The sequence below is a fragment of the Pseudomonas machongensis genome, from assembly GCF_034961125.1.
In the GTDB taxonomy this organism is placed as follows: Bacteria; Pseudomonadota; Gammaproteobacteria; order Pseudomonadales; family Pseudomonadaceae; genus Aquipseudomonas; species Aquipseudomonas machongensis.
In genome coordinates this window covers 1-18,023 of sequence record NZ_JAYFUI010000006.1, presented here as the reverse complement: position 1 = coordinate 18,023, position 18,023 = coordinate 1, and the positions used below count along the sequence as shown (strand labels likewise).

22 protein-coding genes are annotated in these 18,023 nt (G+C 63.4%); 9 read left to right on the top strand and 13 right to left on the bottom strand.

Going from position 1 to position 18,023, the window contains the following annotated elements; translation table 11 throughout:
- The coding region (locus VA602_RS00315) for a cation-transporting P-type ATPase (protein WP_323452147.1) at nt 1-254 on the bottom strand (254 nt) is incomplete at its 3' end.
- Between the two features lie 347 nt (nt 255-601).
- On the opposite strand from VA602_RS00315, the gene VA602_RS00310 reads away from it, so the two are divergent.
- Complete coding sequence (locus tag VA602_RS00310; protein WP_323452146.1) at nt 602-772, top strand: hypothetical protein; 171 nt, start codon at nt 602-604, stop codon at nt 770-772.
- Between the two features lie 382 nt (nt 773-1,154).
- Here the strand turns inward: VA602_RS00310 and VA602_RS00305 are convergent, their stop codons facing one another.
- On the bottom strand, nt 1,155-1,418 hold the full coding sequence (locus VA602_RS00305) for an accessory factor UbiK family protein (protein ID WP_063542112.1): 264 nt from the start codon (nt 1,416-1,418) through the stop codon (nt 1,155-1,157).
- A 411-nt stretch (nt 1,419-1,829) separates the two neighbouring features.
- Here VA602_RS00305 and glnK point away from each other — a divergent pair, with 411 nt between their 5' ends.
- The 3 genes from glnK (at nt 1,830) to sutA (ending at nt 4,318) form a co-directional block, all read left to right on the top strand.
- Nucleotides 1,830-2,168 (top strand): P-II family nitrogen regulator, encoded by a 339-nt coding sequence (glnK, locus tag VA602_RS00300; RefSeq protein WP_002555808.1) that lies wholly within the window; start codon nt 1,830-1,832, stop codon nt 2,166-2,168.
- Between the two features lie 47 nt (nt 2,169-2,215).
- Nucleotides 2,216-3,550 carry an ammonium transporter gene (locus VA602_RS00295; protein ID WP_054891597.1) on the top strand — a complete coding sequence of 445 codons (1,335 nt, stop codon included), beginning with the start codon at nt 2,216-2,218 and terminating at the stop codon, nt 3,548-3,550.
- A 438-nt stretch (nt 3,551-3,988) separates the two neighbouring features.
- Nucleotides 3,989-4,318, top strand: coding sequence for a transcriptional regulator SutA (gene sutA, locus VA602_RS00290; protein ID WP_054891598.1), 330 nt, complete (start codon nt 3,989-3,991; stop codon nt 4,316-4,318).
- A 91-nt stretch (nt 4,319-4,409) separates the two neighbouring features.
- Here the strand turns inward: sutA and VA602_RS00285 are convergent, their stop codons facing one another.
- Genes VA602_RS00285 through lptM form a run of 6 tightly spaced genes read right to left on the bottom strand, consistent with a single transcriptional unit; the run spans nt 4,410 to nt 9,020 of the window.
- Nucleotides 4,410-5,105 (bottom strand): HAD family hydrolase, encoded by a 696-nt coding sequence (locus tag VA602_RS00285; protein ID WP_054891599.1) that lies wholly within the window; start codon nt 5,103-5,105, stop codon nt 4,410-4,412.
- The gene (xerC, locus tag VA602_RS00280; protein ID WP_063542116.1) at nt 5,102-6,001 is read right to left on the bottom strand and encodes a tyrosine recombinase XerC; all 900 of its coding nucleotides are present in this window, start codon (nt 5,999-6,001) and stop codon (nt 5,102-5,104) included. Before xerC ends, VA602_RS00285 begins: the two co-directional genes overlap by 4 nt.
- Nucleotides 6,001-6,711 (bottom strand): DUF484 family protein, encoded by a 711-nt coding sequence (locus VA602_RS00275; protein WP_112897095.1) that lies wholly within the window; start codon nt 6,709-6,711, stop codon nt 6,001-6,003. Before VA602_RS00275 ends, xerC begins: the two co-directional genes overlap by 1 nt.
- 13 nt (nt 6,712-6,724) lie before the next feature.
- Nucleotides 6,725-7,555, bottom strand: a complete 831-nt coding sequence (gene dapF / locus VA602_RS00270; RefSeq protein WP_323452145.1) for a diaminopimelate epimerase — start codon at nt 7,553-7,555, stop codon at nt 6,725-6,727.
- Between the two features lie 4 nt (nt 7,556-7,559).
- Nucleotides 7,560-8,807, bottom strand: a complete 1,248-nt coding sequence (gene lysA, locus VA602_RS00265; protein WP_151925471.1) for a diaminopimelate decarboxylase — start codon at nt 8,805-8,807, stop codon at nt 7,560-7,562.
- A 9-nt stretch (nt 8,808-8,816) separates the two neighbouring features.
- On the bottom strand, nt 8,817-9,020 hold the full coding sequence (gene lptM / locus VA602_RS00260; protein ID WP_054891604.1) for an LPS translocon maturation chaperone LptM: 204 nt from the start codon (nt 9,018-9,020) through the stop codon (nt 8,817-8,819).
- A 211-nt stretch (nt 9,021-9,231) separates the two neighbouring features.
- Here lptM and cyaY point away from each other — a divergent pair, with 211 nt between their 5' ends.
- The 3 genes from cyaY to rnk all read left to right on the top strand — a co-directional run bounded on the left by cyaY (nt 9,232) and on the right by rnk (nt 10,329).
- The gene (gene cyaY, locus VA602_RS00255) at nt 9,232-9,564 is read left to right on the top strand and encodes an iron donor protein CyaY (RefSeq protein WP_054891605.1); all 333 of its coding nucleotides are present in this window, start codon (nt 9,232-9,234) and stop codon (nt 9,562-9,564) included.
- Nucleotide 9,565: 1 nt separating this feature from the next.
- On the top strand, nt 9,566-9,787 hold the full coding sequence (locus VA602_RS00250) for a DUF1289 domain-containing protein (RefSeq protein ID WP_054891606.1): 222 nt from the start codon (nt 9,566-9,568) through the stop codon (nt 9,785-9,787).
- Nucleotides 9,788-9,918: 131 nt separating this feature from the next.
- A complete protein-coding gene (rnk, locus tag VA602_RS00245) occupies nt 9,919-10,329 on the top strand; it encodes a nucleoside diphosphate kinase regulator (protein ID WP_323452144.1) in 411 nt (136 codons plus the stop codon).
- Nucleotides 10,330-10,375: 46 nt separating this feature from the next.
- Here rnk and VA602_RS00240 read toward each other — a convergent pair whose 3' ends face one another.
- The 4 genes from VA602_RS00240 to VA602_RS00225 all read right to left on the bottom strand — a co-directional run bounded on the left by VA602_RS00240 (nt 10,376) and on the right by VA602_RS00225 (nt 14,982).
- Entirely contained in the window at nt 10,376-11,221 is an 846-nt protein-coding gene (locus VA602_RS00240) for a PI-PLC domain-containing protein (RefSeq protein ID WP_323452143.1), read from the bottom strand.
- A 74-nt stretch (nt 11,222-11,295) separates the two neighbouring features.
- The gene (locus tag VA602_RS00235; RefSeq protein WP_323452142.1) at nt 11,296-14,157 is read right to left on the bottom strand and encodes a class I adenylate cyclase; all 2,862 of its coding nucleotides are present in this window, start codon (nt 14,155-14,157) and stop codon (nt 11,296-11,298) included.
- A gap of 226 nt (nt 14,158-14,383) precedes the next feature.
- Nucleotides 14,384-14,629, bottom strand: a complete 246-nt coding sequence (locus VA602_RS00230; RefSeq protein ID WP_197889736.1) for a TIGR02647 family protein — start codon at nt 14,627-14,629, stop codon at nt 14,384-14,386.
- A 47-nt stretch (nt 14,630-14,676) separates the two neighbouring features.
- Complete coding sequence (locus VA602_RS00225; protein WP_054891610.1) at nt 14,677-14,982, bottom strand: hypothetical protein; 306 nt, start codon at nt 14,980-14,982, stop codon at nt 14,677-14,679.
- A gap of 146 nt (nt 14,983-15,128) precedes the next feature.
- Between VA602_RS00225 and VA602_RS00220 the strand changes: the two genes are divergently transcribed.
- Nucleotides 15,129-15,788 carry a glutathione S-transferase gene (locus tag VA602_RS00220; protein ID WP_054891611.1) on the top strand — a complete coding sequence of 220 codons (660 nt, stop codon included), beginning with the start codon at nt 15,129-15,131 and terminating at the stop codon, nt 15,786-15,788.
- A gap of 117 nt (nt 15,789-15,905) precedes the next feature.
- Here VA602_RS00220 and argH read toward each other — a convergent pair whose 3' ends face one another.
- Nucleotides 15,906-17,300, bottom strand: a complete 1,395-nt coding sequence (gene argH, locus VA602_RS00215) for an argininosuccinate lyase (RefSeq protein WP_323452141.1) — start codon at nt 17,298-17,300, stop codon at nt 15,906-15,908.
- A 310-nt stretch (nt 17,301-17,610) separates the two neighbouring features.
- Between argH and VA602_RS00210 the strand changes: the two genes are divergently transcribed.
- Nucleotides 17,611-18,023 (top strand): response regulator (locus VA602_RS00210; protein ID WP_323452140.1); only part of this gene is annotated, 413 nt, incomplete at its 3' end.

Here is an 18,023-nt window from a genome sequence, read left to right as displayed (position 1 = left end):
ACGTAGATGAACGGGTTGTGCAGGGCCTTGAGCAGTTGCACCAGGGCGTGGGGTTGCTGGTCGTGAGCGACCTGGTTGGCGCCGTCGCGCTGCAGGCGCTTGGCGGCTTCGTGTTCGGTCAGGCCATGCTCGCTGGCATCGAGGTTGGCGAGGGTGACGGACAGGCCATTGCGCGCCTCACGGGCGGCGCGGGTGGACAGGCGGGTTTCGCGTTCGGCCTTGGCCGGCGGGGTGTTGCGGTGTTTGACGGTCATGTTGCTGTGCTCCTGCCGCTGGGGCGGCACGACACACAGACGTTTCACTCAGGGGGTGAACGTAGGCATGTCGGGTCGCAGAAAAATGCTTGGTTTCTCCGACAGTTGTCTGTCCGCTGCCGAGAGTCGGAAGTTGTTTCGGCAGCGAACTTTCTACTCGCGCAGTCCATGTTTGTATTCCTCGTTGATAAATAATGGGCAATAACAGTCCGGCGAACTTTCAATGTTGAAAGTTCGATCCAAAGTTACTGTTCAATATCAGTTGTTCAGTGGAGTGTGTGGGGTCTCAGGCGAGCGCAAACGCGTGCCAGCGGCCCCCGTCTACCTGGAGGGGCCTGGCTGTCGTCATGGTGCCAGTGCAGGCGCAACTGGAGTTTTCCGAGGCAGGGGTGTGCCTGCCATACGGCACGCAACTGCGGGCCGCGCACGGCGGCCGAGGGCTGGGCTGGAGCGCACGGGCCATGGGGCGGCCAGGCGCGGGCCTGCAAACGCGCCAGGCAGGCGTGCAGGCGATGTGAAACGAATGACGTGAGGTTCATGAGCTTGCCTCCAACCGGCGGACACCGGCTGTGGCAAGTCACGGCGGAGCATCAGGCTCTGGCGCGGCTTGCCCGACCAGGGTGTCGGGACCGGTGTTCCGGTTCAAGTGCCTGACCGGGCCGTACGGCGGCGGTCAGGCAGCGACTAGATACTGTGTCCATTGAATTCTTCAGTGAATGGAAAAAAGGCCCCTTTTCTCAGGGCGAGCGAACTTTATTCAAGGGTAGTATCGAAGTCAACCGGGGAGGTGAACTCTAAATAAGTTTCATCTTGTTTGAATGCTCCCTGGTGTTTGTAGGAAGCGTTTGAAGTTTCCGGCCGGCCTCTGCACGGAGGCCGGCCGTATATCCCTCAGTGTGGCTAGTCCTGGGCCGGTGGCGCCAGGCGCGCTTCCAGCTCGGCCACTTGCTTCTCCAGGGCTTCGAGGCGCGCGCGGGTGCGCGCCAGGACCACCATCTGGCTGTCGAATTCTTCCCGGCTGACCAGGTCCAGCTTGCTGAACGCGCTCTGCATCAGGATCTTGAACTGGCTTTCGAGTTCGGCGCGCGGCTGGGCGGTGTCGCCGCTGAACAGGCGCGAGGCCTGGTCGCTCAGGGCGTCGAGAAGGGCTTTGGGCGCGAGCATGGGTCAGGCTGTTCCGTGGCGTATGAAAGGTGGGCAGTGTAGCACGGCGTATTTCGGCGGCCGGGCGCACACTTTTTGAGCAGCTACCGGCGGCTCGCTGCACCAGAATCGTGCAGCTTTCAGCGTACTGGCCATGGGCTAATCCCGAGCATTGTGCGCAACTACTTGTTTTCCGGCCCTTTGCCGGATCTGGCAAGGTTTCTGCAAAGGCCTCTGTGCGCCATGCACTGATGCAGTCCCTTGTGATCGGGCAGTGTGCAGGCGGAGCCGCAAGGCTCCCTCTCCACCCGCCGAAACGTGTGTCGGTGGGGGAATGGAGCCGACGACGCGTTACAAAGCCAGGCGCTGCGCTTAGACTTGAGACGGGTTTGTTTTCCTGGGGCAAGTCCACCAAATCGGGAGAAGAGTTTCATGAAGCTAGTCACTGCCATCATCAAGCCGTTCAAGCTGGACGACGTGCGCGAGTCGCTGTCGGAAATCGGCGTGCAAGGCATCACCGTGACCGAAGTCAAGGGCTTCGGCCGGCAGAAAGGCCACACCGAGCTGTACCGTGGCGCCGAATACGTGGTCGATTTCCTGCCCAAGGTCAAGATCGATGTCGCCATCGATGACAAGGACCTGGACCGGGTGATCGAAGCCATCACCAAGGCGGCCAACACCGGCAAGATCGGCGACGGCAAGATCTTCGTGGTGAATCTGGAGCAGGCGATCCGCATCCGTACCGGCGAAACCGATACCGACGCGATCTAAGCGACACAACAAGCCTCACCAAACCCAAACGCCCCAGGAGAAAACAAATGACTCTGCGCAAGATCGCAGGGCTAGGAGCCCTATTGTCCCTCGTAATGCCTGGCCTGGCCCTGGCAGAGGAAGCAGCCGCCCCGGTACTGAACTCCGGCGACACCGCCTGGATGCTCACTGCCACGGCGCTGGTACTGTTCATGACCATCCCGGGCCTGGCCCTGTTCTACGGTGGCATGGTGCGCTCCAAGAACCTGCTGTCGGTGATGATGCAGTGCTTTGCCATCACCGGTCTGATCAGCATCCTGTGGGTCATCTACGGCTACAGCATCGCCTTCGATACCACCGGTATGGAAAAGGGCGTGCTCAACTTCAACTCGTTCATCGGCGGCTTCTCCAAAGCCTTCCTCGCCGGTGTGACGCCGTCTGGCCTGACCTCGGCCACCGCGCTGTTCCCTGAGGCGGTGTTCATCACCTTCCAGATGACCTTCGCCATCATCACCCCGGCACTGATCGTCGGTGCCTTTGCCGAACGCATGAAGTTCTCCGCCATGCTGGTGTTCATGGGCGTGTGGTTCACCCTGGTCTATGCGCCGATCGCGCACATGGTCTGGAGCGGTGACGGCGCACTGATGTGGGACTGGGGCGTACTGGACTTCGCGGGTGGCACCGTGGTGCACATCAACGCCGGTATCGCAGGCCTGGTGGCGTGCCTGGTACTGGGCAAGCGCAAAGGCTACCCGACCACGCCGATGGCTCCGCACAACCTCGGCTACACCTTGGTCGGCGCTGCCATGCTGTGGATCGGCTGGTTCGGCTTCAACGCAGGTTCCGCTGCAGCCGCCAACGGCACTGCCGGCATGGCCATGCTGGTGACCCAGATCGCCACCGCCGCCGCCGCGCTGGGCTGGATGTTCGCCGAGTGGATCGGCCACGGCAAACCTAGCGCCCTGGGCATCGCTTCGGGTGTGGTCGCCGGCCTGGTCGCCATCACTCCGGCTGCCGGCACCGTCGGCCCGATGGGCGCCCTGGTGATCGGCCTGGCGTCGGGTGTGATCTGCTACTTCTGCGCCACCAGCCTCAAGCGCAAGCTGGGCTACGACGACTCGCTGGATGCCTTCGGCGTGCATGGTATCGGCGGTATCGTCGGCGCGATTCTCACCGGTGTCTTCGCAGCACCGGCCCTGGGCGGCTTCGGCGCGGTCACCGATATCGGTGCGCAGGTCTGGGTCCAGGCCAAGGGCGTGATTTTCACCGTGGCCTACACCGCCATCGTCACCTACGTGATCCTCAAGGTGCTGGACGTGGTAATGGGCCTGCGGGTAAACGAAGAAGAAGAGTCGGTCGGCCTCGACCTGGCTCAGCACAACGAGCGCGGCTACAACCTGTAATCGCCACGCGGTAAAAAACTTGCCCGGCATGTCCGGGCATTTTTTTGCCTGATTTTTACCGTTTTGCCGATAGGCAAACGGTTTATCCGGCACGTTCGTGACGCAGGCAGAAAACTTACAGAAAAGCGGGCATTGATGGTGCTTTGTTTTTTCTCACGGCGCGCTAGAATGCGCGCCGGAAGGGTGTTTGCAGTGCCTTCCACACACTTCGCCACGCTTTGCTAGGCTTGCCAATAGCGCAAGGCCAGCAGCGGTGGCTCAAGGATTTCGTCAGATCCCGCCAGGAGCTGGGATCTGCTGGGTGAAACGCCCTCACCAGGGGCCGTACATCCAAGGCAGTGGCCAACCCACGGCCAGTTGAATTTTCACTGGTGGCTGCCGGTCTACGGCATCACTGGTCTATAACTAACCTGCTTTTCGCAAGTCATGAGGTAGAACATGAGCGACGACGATCTGGAAAATGATGACCTCGAAGTAGGCGACGAAGACGAGGGTGATGAGGCCCTTGAAGCGGCATCCGACGACGGCGCGGAAGACGCCGGCGACGACGACAGCAGCCCTGCACCTGCCGCCAAAGGCAAGTCCAAGGCGGCAGTCTCGGTAGACGAGATGCCGAGCATGGAAGCCAAGCAGAAGGAACGCGACGCGCTGGCGCGCGCCATGGAAGAGTTCCTGGCACGCGGTGGCAAGGTCCAGGAAGTCGAGGCCAACGTGGTCGCCGATCCGCCCAAGAAGCCGGACAACAAGTACGGCAGCCGCCCTATCTGAGTGGCTGGATACAAAAAAGCCCGCGGTCGCTGCGGGCTTTTTTGTGGGTGGAATTTGGGTGTTCGTGCGGGCTTAGCCCGCGATAGGGCCGTCAGCGCCAGCGTGCCAGCACCTCGGGCAACTGCGACAGGCGCTGGATCTCGGCATCGGGCGCCTGCTCGCCGGCCCAGGCCTTGCCCTGGGGGTTGAACCAGACTGCGCGTAAGCCGGCGCGTTGGGCCCCGGCGATGTCGTCACCCGGATGATCGCCGACATGCACTGCGGCACTGGCCTCCACCTCACCCCGCTTGAGGGCTTCGCGGAAGGGCGCAGGGTCGGGCTTGCCGATCCCCAGGTCCTCGGCGCACAGGGCGAAGCGGAAGTAGTCCGAAATCCCCAGCCGCCGCACATCGGCATTGCCGTTGGTCACGACGCCCAGCACATAGTGATGGCGCAGGATCTCCAGCACCGGCTGCACTTCGGGAAACACCTCGACCTGATGCCGGGCATGCAGGAACACCTCGAAGGCTTCATTGGCGAGCGTCTGGGCGTGTTGCTCGCTGTAGCCAACCTCGGACAGTGCGTGGAACAGCACGCGACGGCGCAGGGCGCTGATGCGGTGCTTGAGGCCCGGTTCGGCCTGCACCAGGCGTTCGCGGATGGCATACAGGTGCTCGACCGGCACACCGCCCAGGGTTGGGGCATTGGCGGCAAGCCAGTCGCGCAGGACGGTCTCGGCACTGGTGATCACCGGTGCGGTGTCCCACAGGGTGTCGTCCAGGTCGAAGGTGATCAGCTTGATACTCATGAGTCGCTGCCTTTGCTGCGTTTGGCTCGGGGATGGGCGCTGTCGTAGACGGCGGCCAGGTGCTGGAAGTCCAGGTGGGTGTAGATCTGCGTGGTGCTGATGTCGGCATGACCGAGCATCTCCTGTACCGCGCGCAGGTCCTGGGACGATTCGAGCAGGTGGCTGGCGAAGGAGTGGCGGAGCATGTGCGGGTGCAGGTGCTGGCCCAGTTCGCGTTCTCCGGCGACCTTGACCCGCAACTGGATGGCCCGTGGTCCCAGGCGCTTGCCTTGGCGGGTGACGAACATCGCACCGTCGCGTGGCGCGCTGATCCCGCGCAGTTTCAGCCACGCCTGCAGCGCTTCGCGCGCCTTGCGCCCGACCGGCAGGACGCGGGCCTTGCCACCCTTGCCCTGCACCTGGACCAGTCCGCCGGCCAGGTCCAGTTGTTCGAGGTCGAGGTTGGTCAGTTCCGACAGGCGCAGGCCCGAGGAGTAGAACAGTTCGAGAATGGCCTGGTCGCGACGGGCGATGAAGTCGTCGTCGACGCCGCCGTCGAGCAGTTGCAGGGCGCGGTCGGTGTCGAGGGTCTTGGGCAGGCGACGCTCACCCTTGGGCGGGGTCAGGCCGTTGGCCGGATCGTGCTGGCACAGCCCCTCACGGTTGAGGTAGCGATACAGGCCGCGCACCGCCGAGAGCAGGCGCGCCAGGCTGCGCGATGACTGGCCGTGGTGGTGCAGGCGTGCGATCAACTGGCGCAATTGCTGGATCTGCAGGGCCTGCCAACTGGCGATGCCCTGGGTGTTGCAGAATTCGACCACTTTTTCCAGGTCGCGGCGGTAGGCCAGCTGGGTGTGCTCGGACACCTGGCGCTCGTTGCGCAGGTGCGCGCAATAAGCTTCCAGCTGGCGTTCCATCAGCGTACCGAGCGCAGCGTCTGGGTGAAGCGCGGAACCACGCGACCGAGGACTTCGGCGATGTAGGTGAGGAACAGGGTGCCGACGCTGCTCTTGTAGTGCTGCGGGTCGCGGCTGCCAATGGCCAGCACGCCGTGCAAGCCCTGATGCTCCAGCGAGGCGACGGCACTGGAGCCGACGTCCTTGCGCTGGTCTTCGCCGAACAGGAATGCCAGCTCATGCTCGCGCAGGTTGCCGCTGACCGTCTTGCCACTGCCCAGCAGCCCACCGATGGCTTGTTGCGCCTCGGCACTGCTGACCCAGCGGCCGACCGGGGCGGCGTTCTCACCGAACAGGATCAGGCTGACGAAGGGCACCTGGAACTCCTGGCGCAAGCTGTCTTCGACCGCCATTACCACTTCCTCCAGGCTGCTGGCGTCGAGCAGGTCGAGGATGAGGCGGCGGGTCTTGTCGAACAGTCGGTCGTTGTCGCGGGCCACATCCATCAATTGCGACAGGCGATGGCGCATCTCGATGTTGCGGTCACGCAGCAGCTTGAGCTGACGTTCCACCAGCGACACGCTGTCGCCGCGCTGGTGGGGGATGCGCTGCTCGATGAGCAGTTCGTCATGTTCGGAGAAGAAGGTTGGGTGGGCGCGCAGGTAGGCGACCACCGCCTCGGCGTCGAGGTCGGCGGCTTGCTCGGGTACAACCTGTGGCTGATCGGTCATGGCGGATACTCGCTTAGAGACGAACCTGTCCTTCGTAGACGCGTACGGCTGGGCCGGTCATCAATACCGGTTTGCCGGGGCCAGCCCATTCGATGCTCAGGCGCCCGCCTGGCAGGTCGATGGACACGGGAGAGTCCATCCAGCCCTGGGCGATGGCTGCCACGGCGGCGGCGCAGGCGCCGGTACCGCAGGCCTGTGTTTCGCCGGCACCGCGCTCCCAGACCCGCAGGTTGGCACGGTGGCGGTCGACGACCTGGATGAAGCCGGCGTTGACCCGCTGCGGGAAGCGCGGGTGGTGCTCGATCTTGGGGCCCAGCTCATGCACGGGGGCACTGCGCACGTCATCGACGCGCAGCACCGAATGCGGGTTGCCCATGGACACGGCGGCGATCGAGTGAACCTGGCCATCGACTTCCAGTGGATAGCTCAGCGCCTGCTGGTCGGCAACGAAGGGGATATCGGTCGGGTTGAAGCGCGGCGGGCCCATGTCGACACAGACCTGGCCGTCGTTCTGCACATCAAGCTCGATGACACCGCCTTTGGTTTCGACGCGAATACGTTTCTTGGCGGTCAGGCGCTTGTCCAGCACGAAACGGGCAAAGCAGCGCGCGCCGTTGCCGCACTGTTCGACTTCGGAGCCATCGGCATTGAAGATCCGGTAGCGGAAATCCACTTCCGGATTGCTCGGTGCCTCGACGATCAGCAGCTGGTCGAAGCCGATGCCGGTGTGGCGATCACCCCACTGCTTGGCATGCTTGGGCTGGATGTGCGCGTGCTGGCTGACCAGGTCCAGGACCATGAAGTCGTTGCCCAGCCCGTGCATCTTGGTGAAACGCAGCAGCATGGGTTCACTCCGGCAGCAGGCTTTCGCCGGCGAACAGTTCGGCAATGGTCTCGCGGCGGCGGACTTCGAAGGCCTGGTCACCATCGACCAGGATTTCGGCGCAACGGCCACGGGTGTTGTAGTTCGAGCTCATGACGAAACCATAGGCGCCCGCGGACTGCACGGCCAGCAGATCGCCTTCGGCCAGGTTCAGCTGGCGATCCTTGGCGAGGAAGTCACCGGTTTCGCAGATCGGGCCGACCAGGTCGTAGGCACGGCCTTCGCCTTCGCGTGGCTTGACCGCGCTGACGCCCATCCAGGCCTGGTACAGCGCCGGACGGATCAGGTCGTTCATCGCTGCATCGATGATGGCGAAGTCCTTGTGCTCGGTGTGCTTGAGGTATTCGACGCGGGTCAGCAGTACGCCGCCGTTGGCGACGATGTAGCGGCCCGGCTCGAACACCAGGGCCAGGTCGCGTGCGCCGACGCGTTCACGGATGGCCTTGATGTAGTCGGCCACCAGCGGGGGTTGTTCGTCGCGATAGCGCACGCCAACGCCGCCGCCCAGGTCGAGGTGACGCAGGTGAATACCGCAGTCGGCAAGGCGGTCGACCAGGTCGAGCAGGCGGTCGAGGGCGTCAAGGAACGGGTCGACGGTGGTCAGTTGCGAGCCGATGTGGCAGTCGACGCCGACCACGTCCAGGTTGGGCAACTGTGCAGCGCGCACGTAGATGGCTTCGGCATCGGCGATGGCGATACCGAACTTGTTCTCTTTGAGACCAGTGGAGATGTACGGGTGGGTGCCGGCATCGACGTCCGGGTTGACCCGCAGCGAGACCGGGGCGACCTTGCCCATTTCGGCAGCCACCACTTGCAGGCGCTCGAGTTCGTCGGTGGATTCGACGTTGAAGCAGTGCACGCCGACTTCCAGCGCGCGGCGCATGTCTTCACGGGTTTTGCCGACGCCGGAGAACACCACGCGGTCGGCCCGGCCGCCGGCGGCCAGCACACGCTCCAGTTCGCCACCGGAAACGATGTCGAAGCCCGCGCCAAGGCGTGCAAGCAGGTTCAGCACGCCGAGGTTGGAGTTGGCCTTGACCGCGAAGCACACCAGGTGCTCGACCCCTTGCAGGGCGTCGGTGTAGCTACGGTACTGGCCCTCGATGTGGGCGCGCGAGTAGACGTAGGTGGGCGTGCCGAAACGTTCGGCGATGGCCGACAGGGCCACGCCTTCCGCGAACAGTTCACCGTCGCGGTAGTTGAATGCGTCCATTGGATTTCCTTACTGCTCTGGCGACTGCTCTGGCAGCGATTCTTCGTCTTGCGGGGCGGCCTTGGCCGGCTGCGCGTGCTGGTGCGACGACTTGCGTGCGCTCTTGCCGTCCTTGCCGTCTTCAGGCAGGTACAGGGGGCCTTTCTGACCGCAGGCCGAAACGAGGCAGGCTACAGCGACCAGCGCCGCAATGGAGGAAATCAGGCGCTTCATGGGTGAAATCCTTTGAAATAAGCAGTATTGCGCCCGAGTATACCGAGCGACCAGCGGATTGCCTATGCAAGGGCCGGTCCGTCGGGCGGGCCAGGCTTGGTGGCTGTGAGGGTTGGGCTCGGTGCTGCCGGTCGCTAGTCTTTGCAATCAGCGCCCAGCGGTCGTATCGTGCCCGGCTTGCGTGTGTGCAGCCATTTTCGAGGTTCCTGCAATGAGTTTGAGCGAAGCGCGTTTCCACGACCTGGTCGACGCGACCCAACAGGCCCTGGAGGATCTGTTCGATGAGACCGACCTGGACCTGGACATGGAAAACTCCGCCGGTGTCCTGACGATCAAGTTCGACAACGGCAGCCAACTGATCTTCAGCCGCCAGGAGCCGCTGCGTCAGCTGTGGCTGGCCGACCGCTCGGGCGGTTTCCACTTCGACTATGACGAAGAGAGCGGCAAGTGGGTCTGCGAGAAGAGCGAAGAACTGCTCGGTGAGATGCTCGAGCGCATCGTCTGGGAGCGAGTCGGCGAGAAGCTGGACTTCGACGAGATCTGAGATGAGCGAGCAACCGCGGCCGCCCAAGCCGCTCTACAGCAACGTCAGCCCGGCCGTGCCTTCGCCGTGCATCAGCGTCTGCCGACTCGACGAGCGTCGGGTCTGCACCGGATGCATGCGGCATGTGGAGCATATCCGAGAATGGCGTTCGGCCGATGACGAACGGCGGCGGCAGATCTGCCGCGAGGCCGACGCGCTGAGGGCTTCGACGCCACAGGCTTGAGTATTTGCCCGGCTGTGGTAGTGTCAATCCGGTACTGGCCGCGCCAGAAGCATTCTCAAACCCCGCCCTTGGGCGGGGTTTTGCTTTATCTACAGCTTGAAATACTTCGTTGAAAGGAGTCTGACTGGACCATGAGCACCAAGCCTTCCCTCATCCTCACCCGACTGGACGTGCAGCGTCTTGAGCGTCTGCTCGACAGCCTCGACGAAAGCACGCCGGGTGTGCTCGCCCTGCAGGACGAGCTGGACCGCGCCGAACAGGTGGTCGGCCACGAGGAGGTCCCGGCGGGCGTGGTGACCATGAACTCGCGCGTGCACTGCCGCGAGGAAGCCACCGGCAAGGATTATCACCTGACCCTGGTCTACCCGAAGGATGCAGGGCCCGAAGGCAAAGTCTCGATCCTGGCACCGATCGGCTGTGCGCTGCTGGGGTTGTCGGTGGGCGACCAGATCGACTGGCCGGCGCCGGGTGGCAAGACCCTAAAGCTCAAGCTGCTCGAGGTGGAATACCAGCCTGAAGCGGCGGGTGATTTCGACCTGTAGTTGGCCAATACAGCAAGGCCACAGGCGAGGCCTTGCCGGGCATGCATCAGCGGGCCTGCCTGGCCCGCAGTTGGCTGGCATGGATGCAGTTGTCGACTATGCGGCTGCGCAGCGACCAGTCGGTGTTGATGATGCGGAATTTCTGGATGTAGCTGTTCAAGTCCTTCGATTCGAACCATTGGTCGATCTTGTCGCTGAAGTCGTCCGGGCGGAACAGTTCGGCCAAGTTGTACTTGGCGCACTGGATTGCGCTCAGCTCGCCCCAGGTATCGTCCACCGGTGGTTGCTTGTCCATGAACGCCTTCAGCGTGGCGGTAGATGGTGCGTTTTCACCGATCCACACCTGACGTACGCCAGGCCAGTAATCGCCGCGGTCTCCATGGTTGTAGGCGATCACGATGTTCTTGCCCGGGTGTTGGCTCCACAAATCATCCAGTGTCAGGTTGCTCAGTGACCTGGGGATAAACATCGAGCCGAAGTGCTGGTTCATCGCCTCGCGCAGCCAGCCGTGTTCGTTTTCGCCGAACCGATCGAACTGATGGAAGTCGAGGATCACGATTTCCTTGGCGTTGGCCGGCTCCTTGAAGAACTGCTTGAGCTGATTGAGGACGTCGCCGAACAGGGTGCGCCCGGAGCTGCTCATATGGAACAGCTGATAGCGGTAGGGTTGATCCAGGGTGTATTCGTGGTATGCCCGCACGCGCAAGTCCAGCACGCGAATACCGCCACGGACCTGATCGATACAGGGAACGTCCTGGGTGAGCTCCTGGGCGATCACGCCGCCGACCTCGGTGTCCATGCCCGAGTCGTGACTGCCGGGCAGAATCAGTTCGTGAATACGCAAGCTGCCCAGTTCAGGGGACGAGCCCATCCAACATGCTTTGTTCATCATCAAGTACTCCAGTGCTGAGAGCGCTTGATGGTGGTGCGGCCAATGGATTGATAGCAGCGGGAATTGATGCTGGGTCAGTGCTGCGATGTGCGCTGTTGCAGGTGCAGGCCGTCGTTCAGTGCCTGCTCAAGGGCTTGCTTGTGCCGCAGCAGAACCACAGTCGAGGCGGGTAGTTCGTCGTCCAGGCCCGACAGGTCCAAGTCAGTGATATAGCAGCGGTAATGACCGGCGCTACGGCGCTGCTCGAGGATCTGCCGCGCGACCACGGCATACAGCTGGTCGCCGTACTCAAGCTCGGAATACTCGAGCTGATTGCAATACAGCGTGACCTGTGGCGCCTGCTGCGGGGCGGCCTGAACGATCGCCTGCACTTCGTAGTAGGGCTGGGCTTCGTCCACTGCCGGTGTCGGGCGCCGCTCCACGCTCCGCGCCTTTCCCGGCCCATTGGGCAGCAACTGGTAATAGTGGATATCCAGCGCCGCCTGGCGACCGTCCAGCGGCAGACGCGCCCTGCGGCGCATGGCCACCGAGTTCAGGAAACGCTGCAAGGGCAACAGCATGTGCTCTTCGTCCTGCAGCGGCGATTGTTGATGCCACAGCGCACCATGCTCGTCGAGCACGTAGAGGTCGGCGTACGCTTCATGCAGGCGATAGAACACCTGAATGCACTCCGGCTGACCCAGTGCCAGCAACAGCGGCAAGTCGTGGTCCGTCAGGGCTTGGCCATCCAGTTGCAAGGGGCTGTAGTGCGTGCGTTCTTCGCCCAGGTGGGTGAGCAGCGCAGCGTGCCCTTCCAGCGTGGTCAGCTCGACCTGGCCCGCGTCGAGAGCCAGCACATGGGTATGCTGCGCGACTTGCAGCAGGAAGCGATGACCGAGATCGCGCTCAAGCAGGCCCTGCACGGTGTTGAACAGTTCCTCGACGCGCTGGGCGATGGCCTGCGCGCGGTTGTGGCAGAAGCAGCGCACCGTCAGGCGCGGGCGCGGGTTGCGTAGGCCACGGCTGTTGAGGAAGTCGCGCAGACAGCGCATCAAGGCGTGTTCGCCGTCGTAGCGCTGCACCAGCACTTCGTTCCAGCTGTTGAGGGTGACCTGGTCGAGCGTCAGCACCAGGTTTTCGCGTAATCCAGCGTAGCTCAGCGAGTCGGTGCGCTCGGTGGTCATCAGGATGTTCAGGTCACGGTGTTGACGCAGCGGATCGAGGCCGACATTCACCAGCAGCAGGACTTCCTGGGCCACGCTCGGTTGCAGCAGGTCGATGTCGCTGACGTTCGGCAGCGGCAGCGGCAGGCTCTGCTGCAAGCTTCCCAGCAGGTTGAACAGCTCGAATTCGCTCAGGTCGCTGACACCAGGGTGCAGGGCCAGGCGTGTGCTGCTGTCGATGACGCCGTTGCGATGGGCCCAGGTCAGCAGTTCGAGCAGTTCGCGGCAGCGTTTGATCGGGCTGAAATGTTCCCACTCGTGCACGCCCAGGTTGCCGTTGTACAGGCCCCAGTGGTGGGTGCCCGGCTCCTTGCGGTTGGGCGACTGGACGAGGGTGAGGGTGTCTTCGGCGACGTCCGGGGCGATGCCCGGGTTGATGACCTCGATCTTGCCGGCGCGGCGCTCGAAGGCTGCGTACAGGCGCCGACCCAGCACGTTGAGGTCGCGTTGATCGGCGCGGCTGCTGGCGTTCTGGTCGCGGGCGAACTGGCTGAGGAAGCGGTAGCTGTAGTTCAGCTCGGCCACCAGCTCGCGACGCTCGACCGCCACCTGGCGGACCTTCCACTGGCTGCGGCTGTCGAGCAGGGCCAGTTGGCGCTCGTCCCAGCCCCACTCCTCGGTCAGGCGCTCCAGGAGCTGGCGCTGCCAGCCGGTGCTGCGTGTGCGGGCCAGGGCGCTGAGCTTCTTGTTGACCTTCAGGTAGAGGCTGCGTCGAACCAGCTCCAGGCGCGCGTGCTCGCCGCGGCGCTGCAGGTACTGCTCGATCCGCCGGTAGACCATGACATAAGGGTCCAGCTCGTCGAGGTCCAGGCGGTTGGCGAACACCGCACGTTTGTAGTCCAGGCTCAGGCAGCGCACTTCGGGGTGCTCGCTGGCGTAGACCTCGGTCAGCAGCAGCTTGAGCAGCGATTTGTAGGGCGAGTCGATGCCCTTGAACAGTTGCCACAGCCCGGCGCCGACAAACTCACCCGGCGGGATGTGGGCGAGGTGGCCGAGGTCGAGGTCGTCCTGGGCGCGAATGAAGCGCTTGGACAGCAGCGTCTGGGTGTAGGCCTGGTAGTTGTGCTCTTCGTAGACCGGCACCAGCCACCACAGCGGCGTGCGTCCGGCCAGCCAGATCGCCGTGCGATAGAACTCGTCGAGCAGCAGGTAGTGCTGGGTGGTGCCGCAGTCGTCCGAGCTGAGCTGGCTGTCGCGTTCGCCCTGGACAAAGCCCTGGGGCTCGATCAGGAAGAAATGCGCCTCGGCGCCTTGGGTAGCGGCCCAGGCCTCGAGCAACTGGCATTTGCGCCGCAGCTCGGCCAGGGCGCCCTCGCCAATCCCCGGCGCATGACAGACCCACAGGTCCATGTCGCTTTGCTCGGCCTGGGCCAGGGTGCCGAGGCTGCCCATGAGGAACAGCCCGTGAATCGGCCGTGGCGGGTTGCCGTGGCGGGCCTTGTAGGTGAAGGATCGGGTCAGGCGCTGGGCCTCGGCCAACAGATCGGCGTCCGGTTCGAAGCCCGAGACGCCCGCTGGCGTGCTACCCGACACATAGCCTGGCAGCAGCGGATGATTGACGTGGAAGAACAGCGGCAGCAGCGTCAGTACCTGCTGCTGGCGGCTGGACAGTCCTTCCATGGCTCGCTCGAGACGCCCCTGGTTCAGCTGGAGAAAGCGCCCGCGCAGGGTCGACAGCACCTTGCGGTCGATACCGTCGTGCAGATCGGGGCGAATTTCATGGGGGTGGTTCATGACGCACTCAGGCAGACCGGGGGAGCATCGGCGAGTTTAGCCTGAGTGGCGAGGTCGGATAAGAGGGTGAGTGGCATTTTGACGCCATTTTTCCAGCGCCTGAGAAAGTGCGGTGTCTTTATGGGCCTCATCGCGGGACAAGCCCGCTCCCACAGGTACGGCGCTGACTCTGGGCTCAGCGCCGTACCTGTGGGAGCGGGCTTGTCCCGCGATGAGGCCGGTGCAGTTATGCAGGCTGTGGGTTTTTCAGCACATTCAACAGCAACTGCACGCTCTCCACCGCATCGTGTCCCAGGCTGGTCAGGTAACCGCCGTCTGGCTGATCGGTCAGTTGCTTGTCATGCAGGCGTTTGGCCGCAGCGACCAGGGCTGGCGAGGCATTGGCGTGAATCTTGATCCCTTCCTGGCTGCTGTCGAGGTTGAACAGCGCAAGGACTTCCAGTTCGGCGATCAATTCGGGGGTAAAGGACATGGGGCGACTCCTGACTTCTCAGACGAGGATGGAAGTCAGGAGTGTAGTCAGGCTTCGTCGTCGTCGCCTTGATTTGCCTCAGGTGGCAACTCGGGCAGGGCACGCAGGGCATTTTCGTACCACTCGGTATCGAACGCCCGGTCCTCGGTGAGCAGCGCGTCGATCTCGATGGCCAGCACGTGGGCCATGAGGTTGAGGATGTCTTCGCGTTCGTAGCCGACCAGGGTCAGCTTGTTGAAGGTGGCCTTGGCGGCAGGCGGATTGCCGCTCTCGATCTGGTTCTCGATGGCCTGGGTCAGCGTCGCCTCGGCGAATTCTTCGTCGTCGTTTTCGATGTCGGTGGGTTCGCTCATGGCGCTACTCCTGTGATGAAAGCGACAGTGTGCCATGCCTGTGTCGGCAATGCCCGGTCATCGACGCGCGCCATGATGCTGGTCAGGGGGTGGCCAGGCGGCTATAACAGCCAGGCCAACCCCTTACGGCCTGGAGGCTGTCGTTCATGCTCAAGCTCTACGGATTCGCGGTCAGCAACTACTACAACATGGTCAAGCTGGCCCTGCTGGAAAAAGGCGTGCCCTTCGAGGAAGTGCCGTTCGTTTCCGGGCAGACGCCCGAGGTGCTGGCCATCAGCCCGCGTGGCAAGGTTCCGGTGCTGGGAACCGAACACGGCTTTCTCAGTGAGACAAACGTGATCCTCGACTACATCGAGCAGACCCACCCCGAGCATCCGCTGCTGCCCAGTGATGCATTCGGGCAGGCCAAGGTGCGTGAGCTGCTCAAGGAGATCGAGCTGTACATCGAACTGCCTGCACGTACCTGCTACGCCGAAGCGTTCTTCGGTACGGCGGTGGAGCCGCTGATCAAGGAGCGGGCGCGCAGTGAGCTGCTGGCAGGTTTTGCCACGCTCAAGCGCAACGGCAAGTTCGCGCCTTATGTCGCTGGCGAAAAGCTGACCCTGGCTGACCTGATGTTCTGCTTCTCGGTCGACCTGGCGTGTGCGGTGGGCAAGAAGGTGCTGGGGATCGATTTCCTGGCGGACTTCCCACAGGCAGCGGCGCTGTTGGGGAAGCTGCGCGAGCATCCGCACATGGCGCGGATCGTGGCGGACAAGGAGGCGGCGATGCCAAGGTTCATGGAGATGGTGCAGAACAAGCGGTGATGGGAAGAAGGGCCGCTGTGCGGCCCATCACGGCACAAGGCCGCTTCCACAGGGTTCGAGGTGTCCTGTGGCAGCGGCCTTGTGTGGTGATTCGAGGGCGCGGCCCTCGGTACGCGCTTAGCGGGAAGCCAGCAGCGCCTTGCCGCGCGCAACCGCTGCACGCACTTGTGCCGGCGCGGTGCCGCCGATGTGGTTGCGCGCGTTCACCGAGCCTTCCAGGGTGAGTACGGCAAACACGTCCTGTTCGATCTGGTCGCTGAACTGACGCAGCTCGTCCAGGCTCATCTCGGCCAGGTCCTTGCCGGTGTCGACGCCATACTTCACGGCGTGCCCGACAATCTCGTGGCAGTCGCGGAATGGCAGGCCGCGGCGCACCAGGTAGTCGGCAAGGTCGGTGGCGGTGGAGAAACCACGCAGCGCCGCTTCACGCATGATTGCGTGCTTGGGCTTGATCGCCGGGATCATGTCGGCAAAGGCACGCAGCGAGTCGCGCAGGGTGTCGGCGGCGTCGAACAGCGGTTCCTTGTCTTCCTGGTTATCCTTGTTATAGGCCAGCGGCTGGCCTTTCATCAGCGTGAGCAGGCCGGTCAGGGCGCCGAACACGCGGCCGGTCTTGCCACGCACCAGCTCCGGGACGTCCGGGTTCTTCTTCTGCGGCATGATCGAGCTACCGGTGCAGAAGCGATCAGGCAGGTCGATGAACTGGAACTGCGCACTGGTCCACAGCACCAGCTCTTCGGAGAAACGCGACAGGTGCATCATCGCCACGCTGGCGGCCGCACAGAATTCGATGGCGAAGTCACGGTCCGAGACGCCATCCAGCGAGTTGCCGGCCACGGCTTCGAAGCCCAGCAGCTTGCAGGTCAGTTCACGGTTGATCGGGTAGGTGGTACCGGCCAGCGCTGCGCTGCCCAGCGGCATGCGGTTGGCGCGCTTGCGGCAGTCGACCAGGCGCTCGTAGTCGCGGCTGAGCATTTCGAACCAAGCCAGCAGATGGTGGCCGAAGGTCACCGGCTGGGCGGTCTGCAGGTGGGTGAAGCCGGGCATGACGGTTTCGGCTTCGCGCTCGGCCTGCTCCAGCAGACCCTGCTGCAGGCGGGTGATCTCGCCCAGGATCAGGTCGATCTCGTCACGCAGCCACAGGCGGATGTCGGTGGCGACCTGATCGTTGCGGCTACGACCGGTGTGCAGCTTCTTGCCGGTGATGCCGATACGGTCGGTCAGGCGTGCCTCGATGTTCATGTGCACGTCTTCGAGGTCGACACGCCAGTCGAACTGGCCCGCTTCGATTTCACCCTGGATGGTCTTCAGGCCATCGATGATGGTGTCGCGCTCGGCGTCGGAGAGTACGCCGACCTGCGCCAGCATGGTGGCGTGGGCGATCGAACCCATGATGTCGTGACGGTACAGGCGCTTGTCGAAATCGACCGAGGCGGTGAAACGGGCGACGAAGGCGTCGACGGGCTCACTGAAGCGGCCGCCCCAGGACTGGTTGGTCTTGTCGGTGCTCATGGATCCACTCATAGAAGGCGTGAATGAAAAAGTGGCGCCGATCATAGCAGGGTTGGGCTTCGCTAAGCAGGGCGCCGGTCGCGAGAAAATTGCCGGGGTACGCCGGGTGGCGGGCGCCACAGGATATTCAACGATTGAACGGCAGCGTTCCACGGACCGTCTACAGTTGGACAGAGGACTGGCAGCGATTCTGCCAGGCCAGTGAATCTTTGGCCTTCGCATGGGTCTGTAGCGTGACCGTTACAACGGTCACCGACTCCTGTCTACGCTTGTACCCACTGCGAGACTCACTCAGGAATCCAGCGCAATTATGAATGTCCTGATCGTTGATGATGAACCCCAGGCCCGCGAGCGCCTGAGCCGACTGCTTGGTGAGCTCGAGGGCTATACGGTGCTTGAGCCCAGTGCCACCAATGGCGAGGAGGCCCTGGCGCTGATCGATAGCCTCAAACCCGATGTCGTCCTGCTGGACACCCGCATGCCGGGCCTCGATGGCCTGCAGGTGGCGGCGCGTCTGTGCGAACGCGAGGCGCCACCGGCGCTGGTGTTCTGCCTCGATGACGACGAGCAGGAGGCATTCAGCCAGAGCGCCCTCAGCCATGTAGGTCGCACGACCCAGCCCCAGGCCCTGCGTGACGCCTTGCGCAAGGCGGAAAAACCCAACCGCGCCCAGCTCGCCGCCCTGACCCGCCCGTCCATTGAAAGCGGAGGCGGCCCGCGTAG

Excerpts from the sequence above, each read along its gene's own strand:
- VA602_RS00275 (WP_112897095.1), bottom strand. The coding sequence starts at position 6,711 with ATGACCGATCAGCCACAGGTTGTACCCGAGCAAGCCGCCGACCTCGAC.
- xerC (WP_063542116.1), bottom strand. The coding sequence starts at position 6,001 with ATGGAACGCCAGCTGGAAGCTTATTGCGCGCACCTGCGCAACGAGCGC.
- sutA (WP_054891598.1), top strand. The coding sequence starts at position 3,989 with ATGAGCGACGACGATCTGGAAAATGATGACCTCGAAGTAGGCGACGAA.
- VA602_RS00295 (WP_054891597.1), top strand. The coding sequence starts at position 2,216 with ATGACTCTGCGCAAGATCGCAGGGCTAGGAGCCCTATTGTCCCTCGTA.
- VA602_RS00285 (WP_054891599.1), bottom strand. The coding sequence starts at position 5,105 with ATGAGTATCAAGCTGATCACCTTCGACCTGGACGACACCCTGTGGGAC.
- VA602_RS00240 (WP_323452143.1), bottom strand. The coding sequence starts at position 11,221 with ATGATGAACAAAGCATGTTGGATGGGCTCGTCCCCTGAACTGGGCAGC.
- VA602_RS00310 (WP_323452146.1), top strand. The coding sequence starts at position 602 with ATGGTGCCAGTGCAGGCGCAACTGGAGTTTTCCGAGGCAGGGGTGTGC.
- glnK (WP_002555808.1), top strand. The coding sequence starts at position 1,830 with ATGAAGCTAGTCACTGCCATCATCAAGCCGTTCAAGCTGGACGACGTG.
- VA602_RS00230 (WP_197889736.1), bottom strand. The coding sequence starts at position 14,629 with ATGTCCTTTACCCCCGAATTGATCGCCGAACTGGAAGTCCTTGCGCTG.
- argH (WP_323452141.1), bottom strand. The coding sequence starts at position 17,300 with ATGAGCACCGACAAGACCAACCAGTCCTGGGGCGGCCGCTTCAGTGAG.
- lptM (WP_054891604.1), bottom strand. The coding sequence starts at position 9,020 with ATGAAGCGCCTGATTTCCTCCATTGCGGCGCTGGTCGCTGTAGCCTGC.
- lysA (WP_151925471.1), bottom strand. The coding sequence starts at position 8,807 with ATGGACGCATTCAACTACCGCGACGGTGAACTGTTCGCGGAAGGCGTG.
- VA602_RS00250 (WP_054891606.1), top strand. The coding sequence starts at position 9,566 with ATGAGCGAGCAACCGCGGCCGCCCAAGCCGCTCTACAGCAACGTCAGC.
- VA602_RS00220 (WP_054891611.1), top strand. The coding sequence starts at position 15,129 with ATGCTCAAGCTCTACGGATTCGCGGTCAGCAACTACTACAACATGGTC.
- VA602_RS00235 (WP_323452142.1), bottom strand. The coding sequence starts at position 14,157 with ATGAACCACCCCCATGAAATTCGCCCCGATCTGCACGACGGTATCGAC.
- dapF (WP_323452145.1), bottom strand. The coding sequence starts at position 7,555 with ATGCTGCTGCGTTTCACCAAGATGCACGGGCTGGGCAACGACTTCATG.
- VA602_RS00305 (WP_063542112.1), bottom strand. The coding sequence starts at position 1,418 with ATGCTCGCGCCCAAAGCCCTTCTCGACGCCCTGAGCGACCAGGCCTCG.
- cyaY (WP_054891605.1), top strand. The coding sequence starts at position 9,232 with ATGAGTTTGAGCGAAGCGCGTTTCCACGACCTGGTCGACGCGACCCAA.
- VA602_RS00225 (WP_054891610.1), bottom strand. The coding sequence starts at position 14,982 with ATGAGCGAACCCACCGACATCGAAAACGACGACGAAGAATTCGCCGAG.
- rnk (WP_323452144.1), top strand. The coding sequence starts at position 9,919 with ATGAGCACCAAGCCTTCCCTCATCCTCACCCGACTGGACGTGCAGCGT.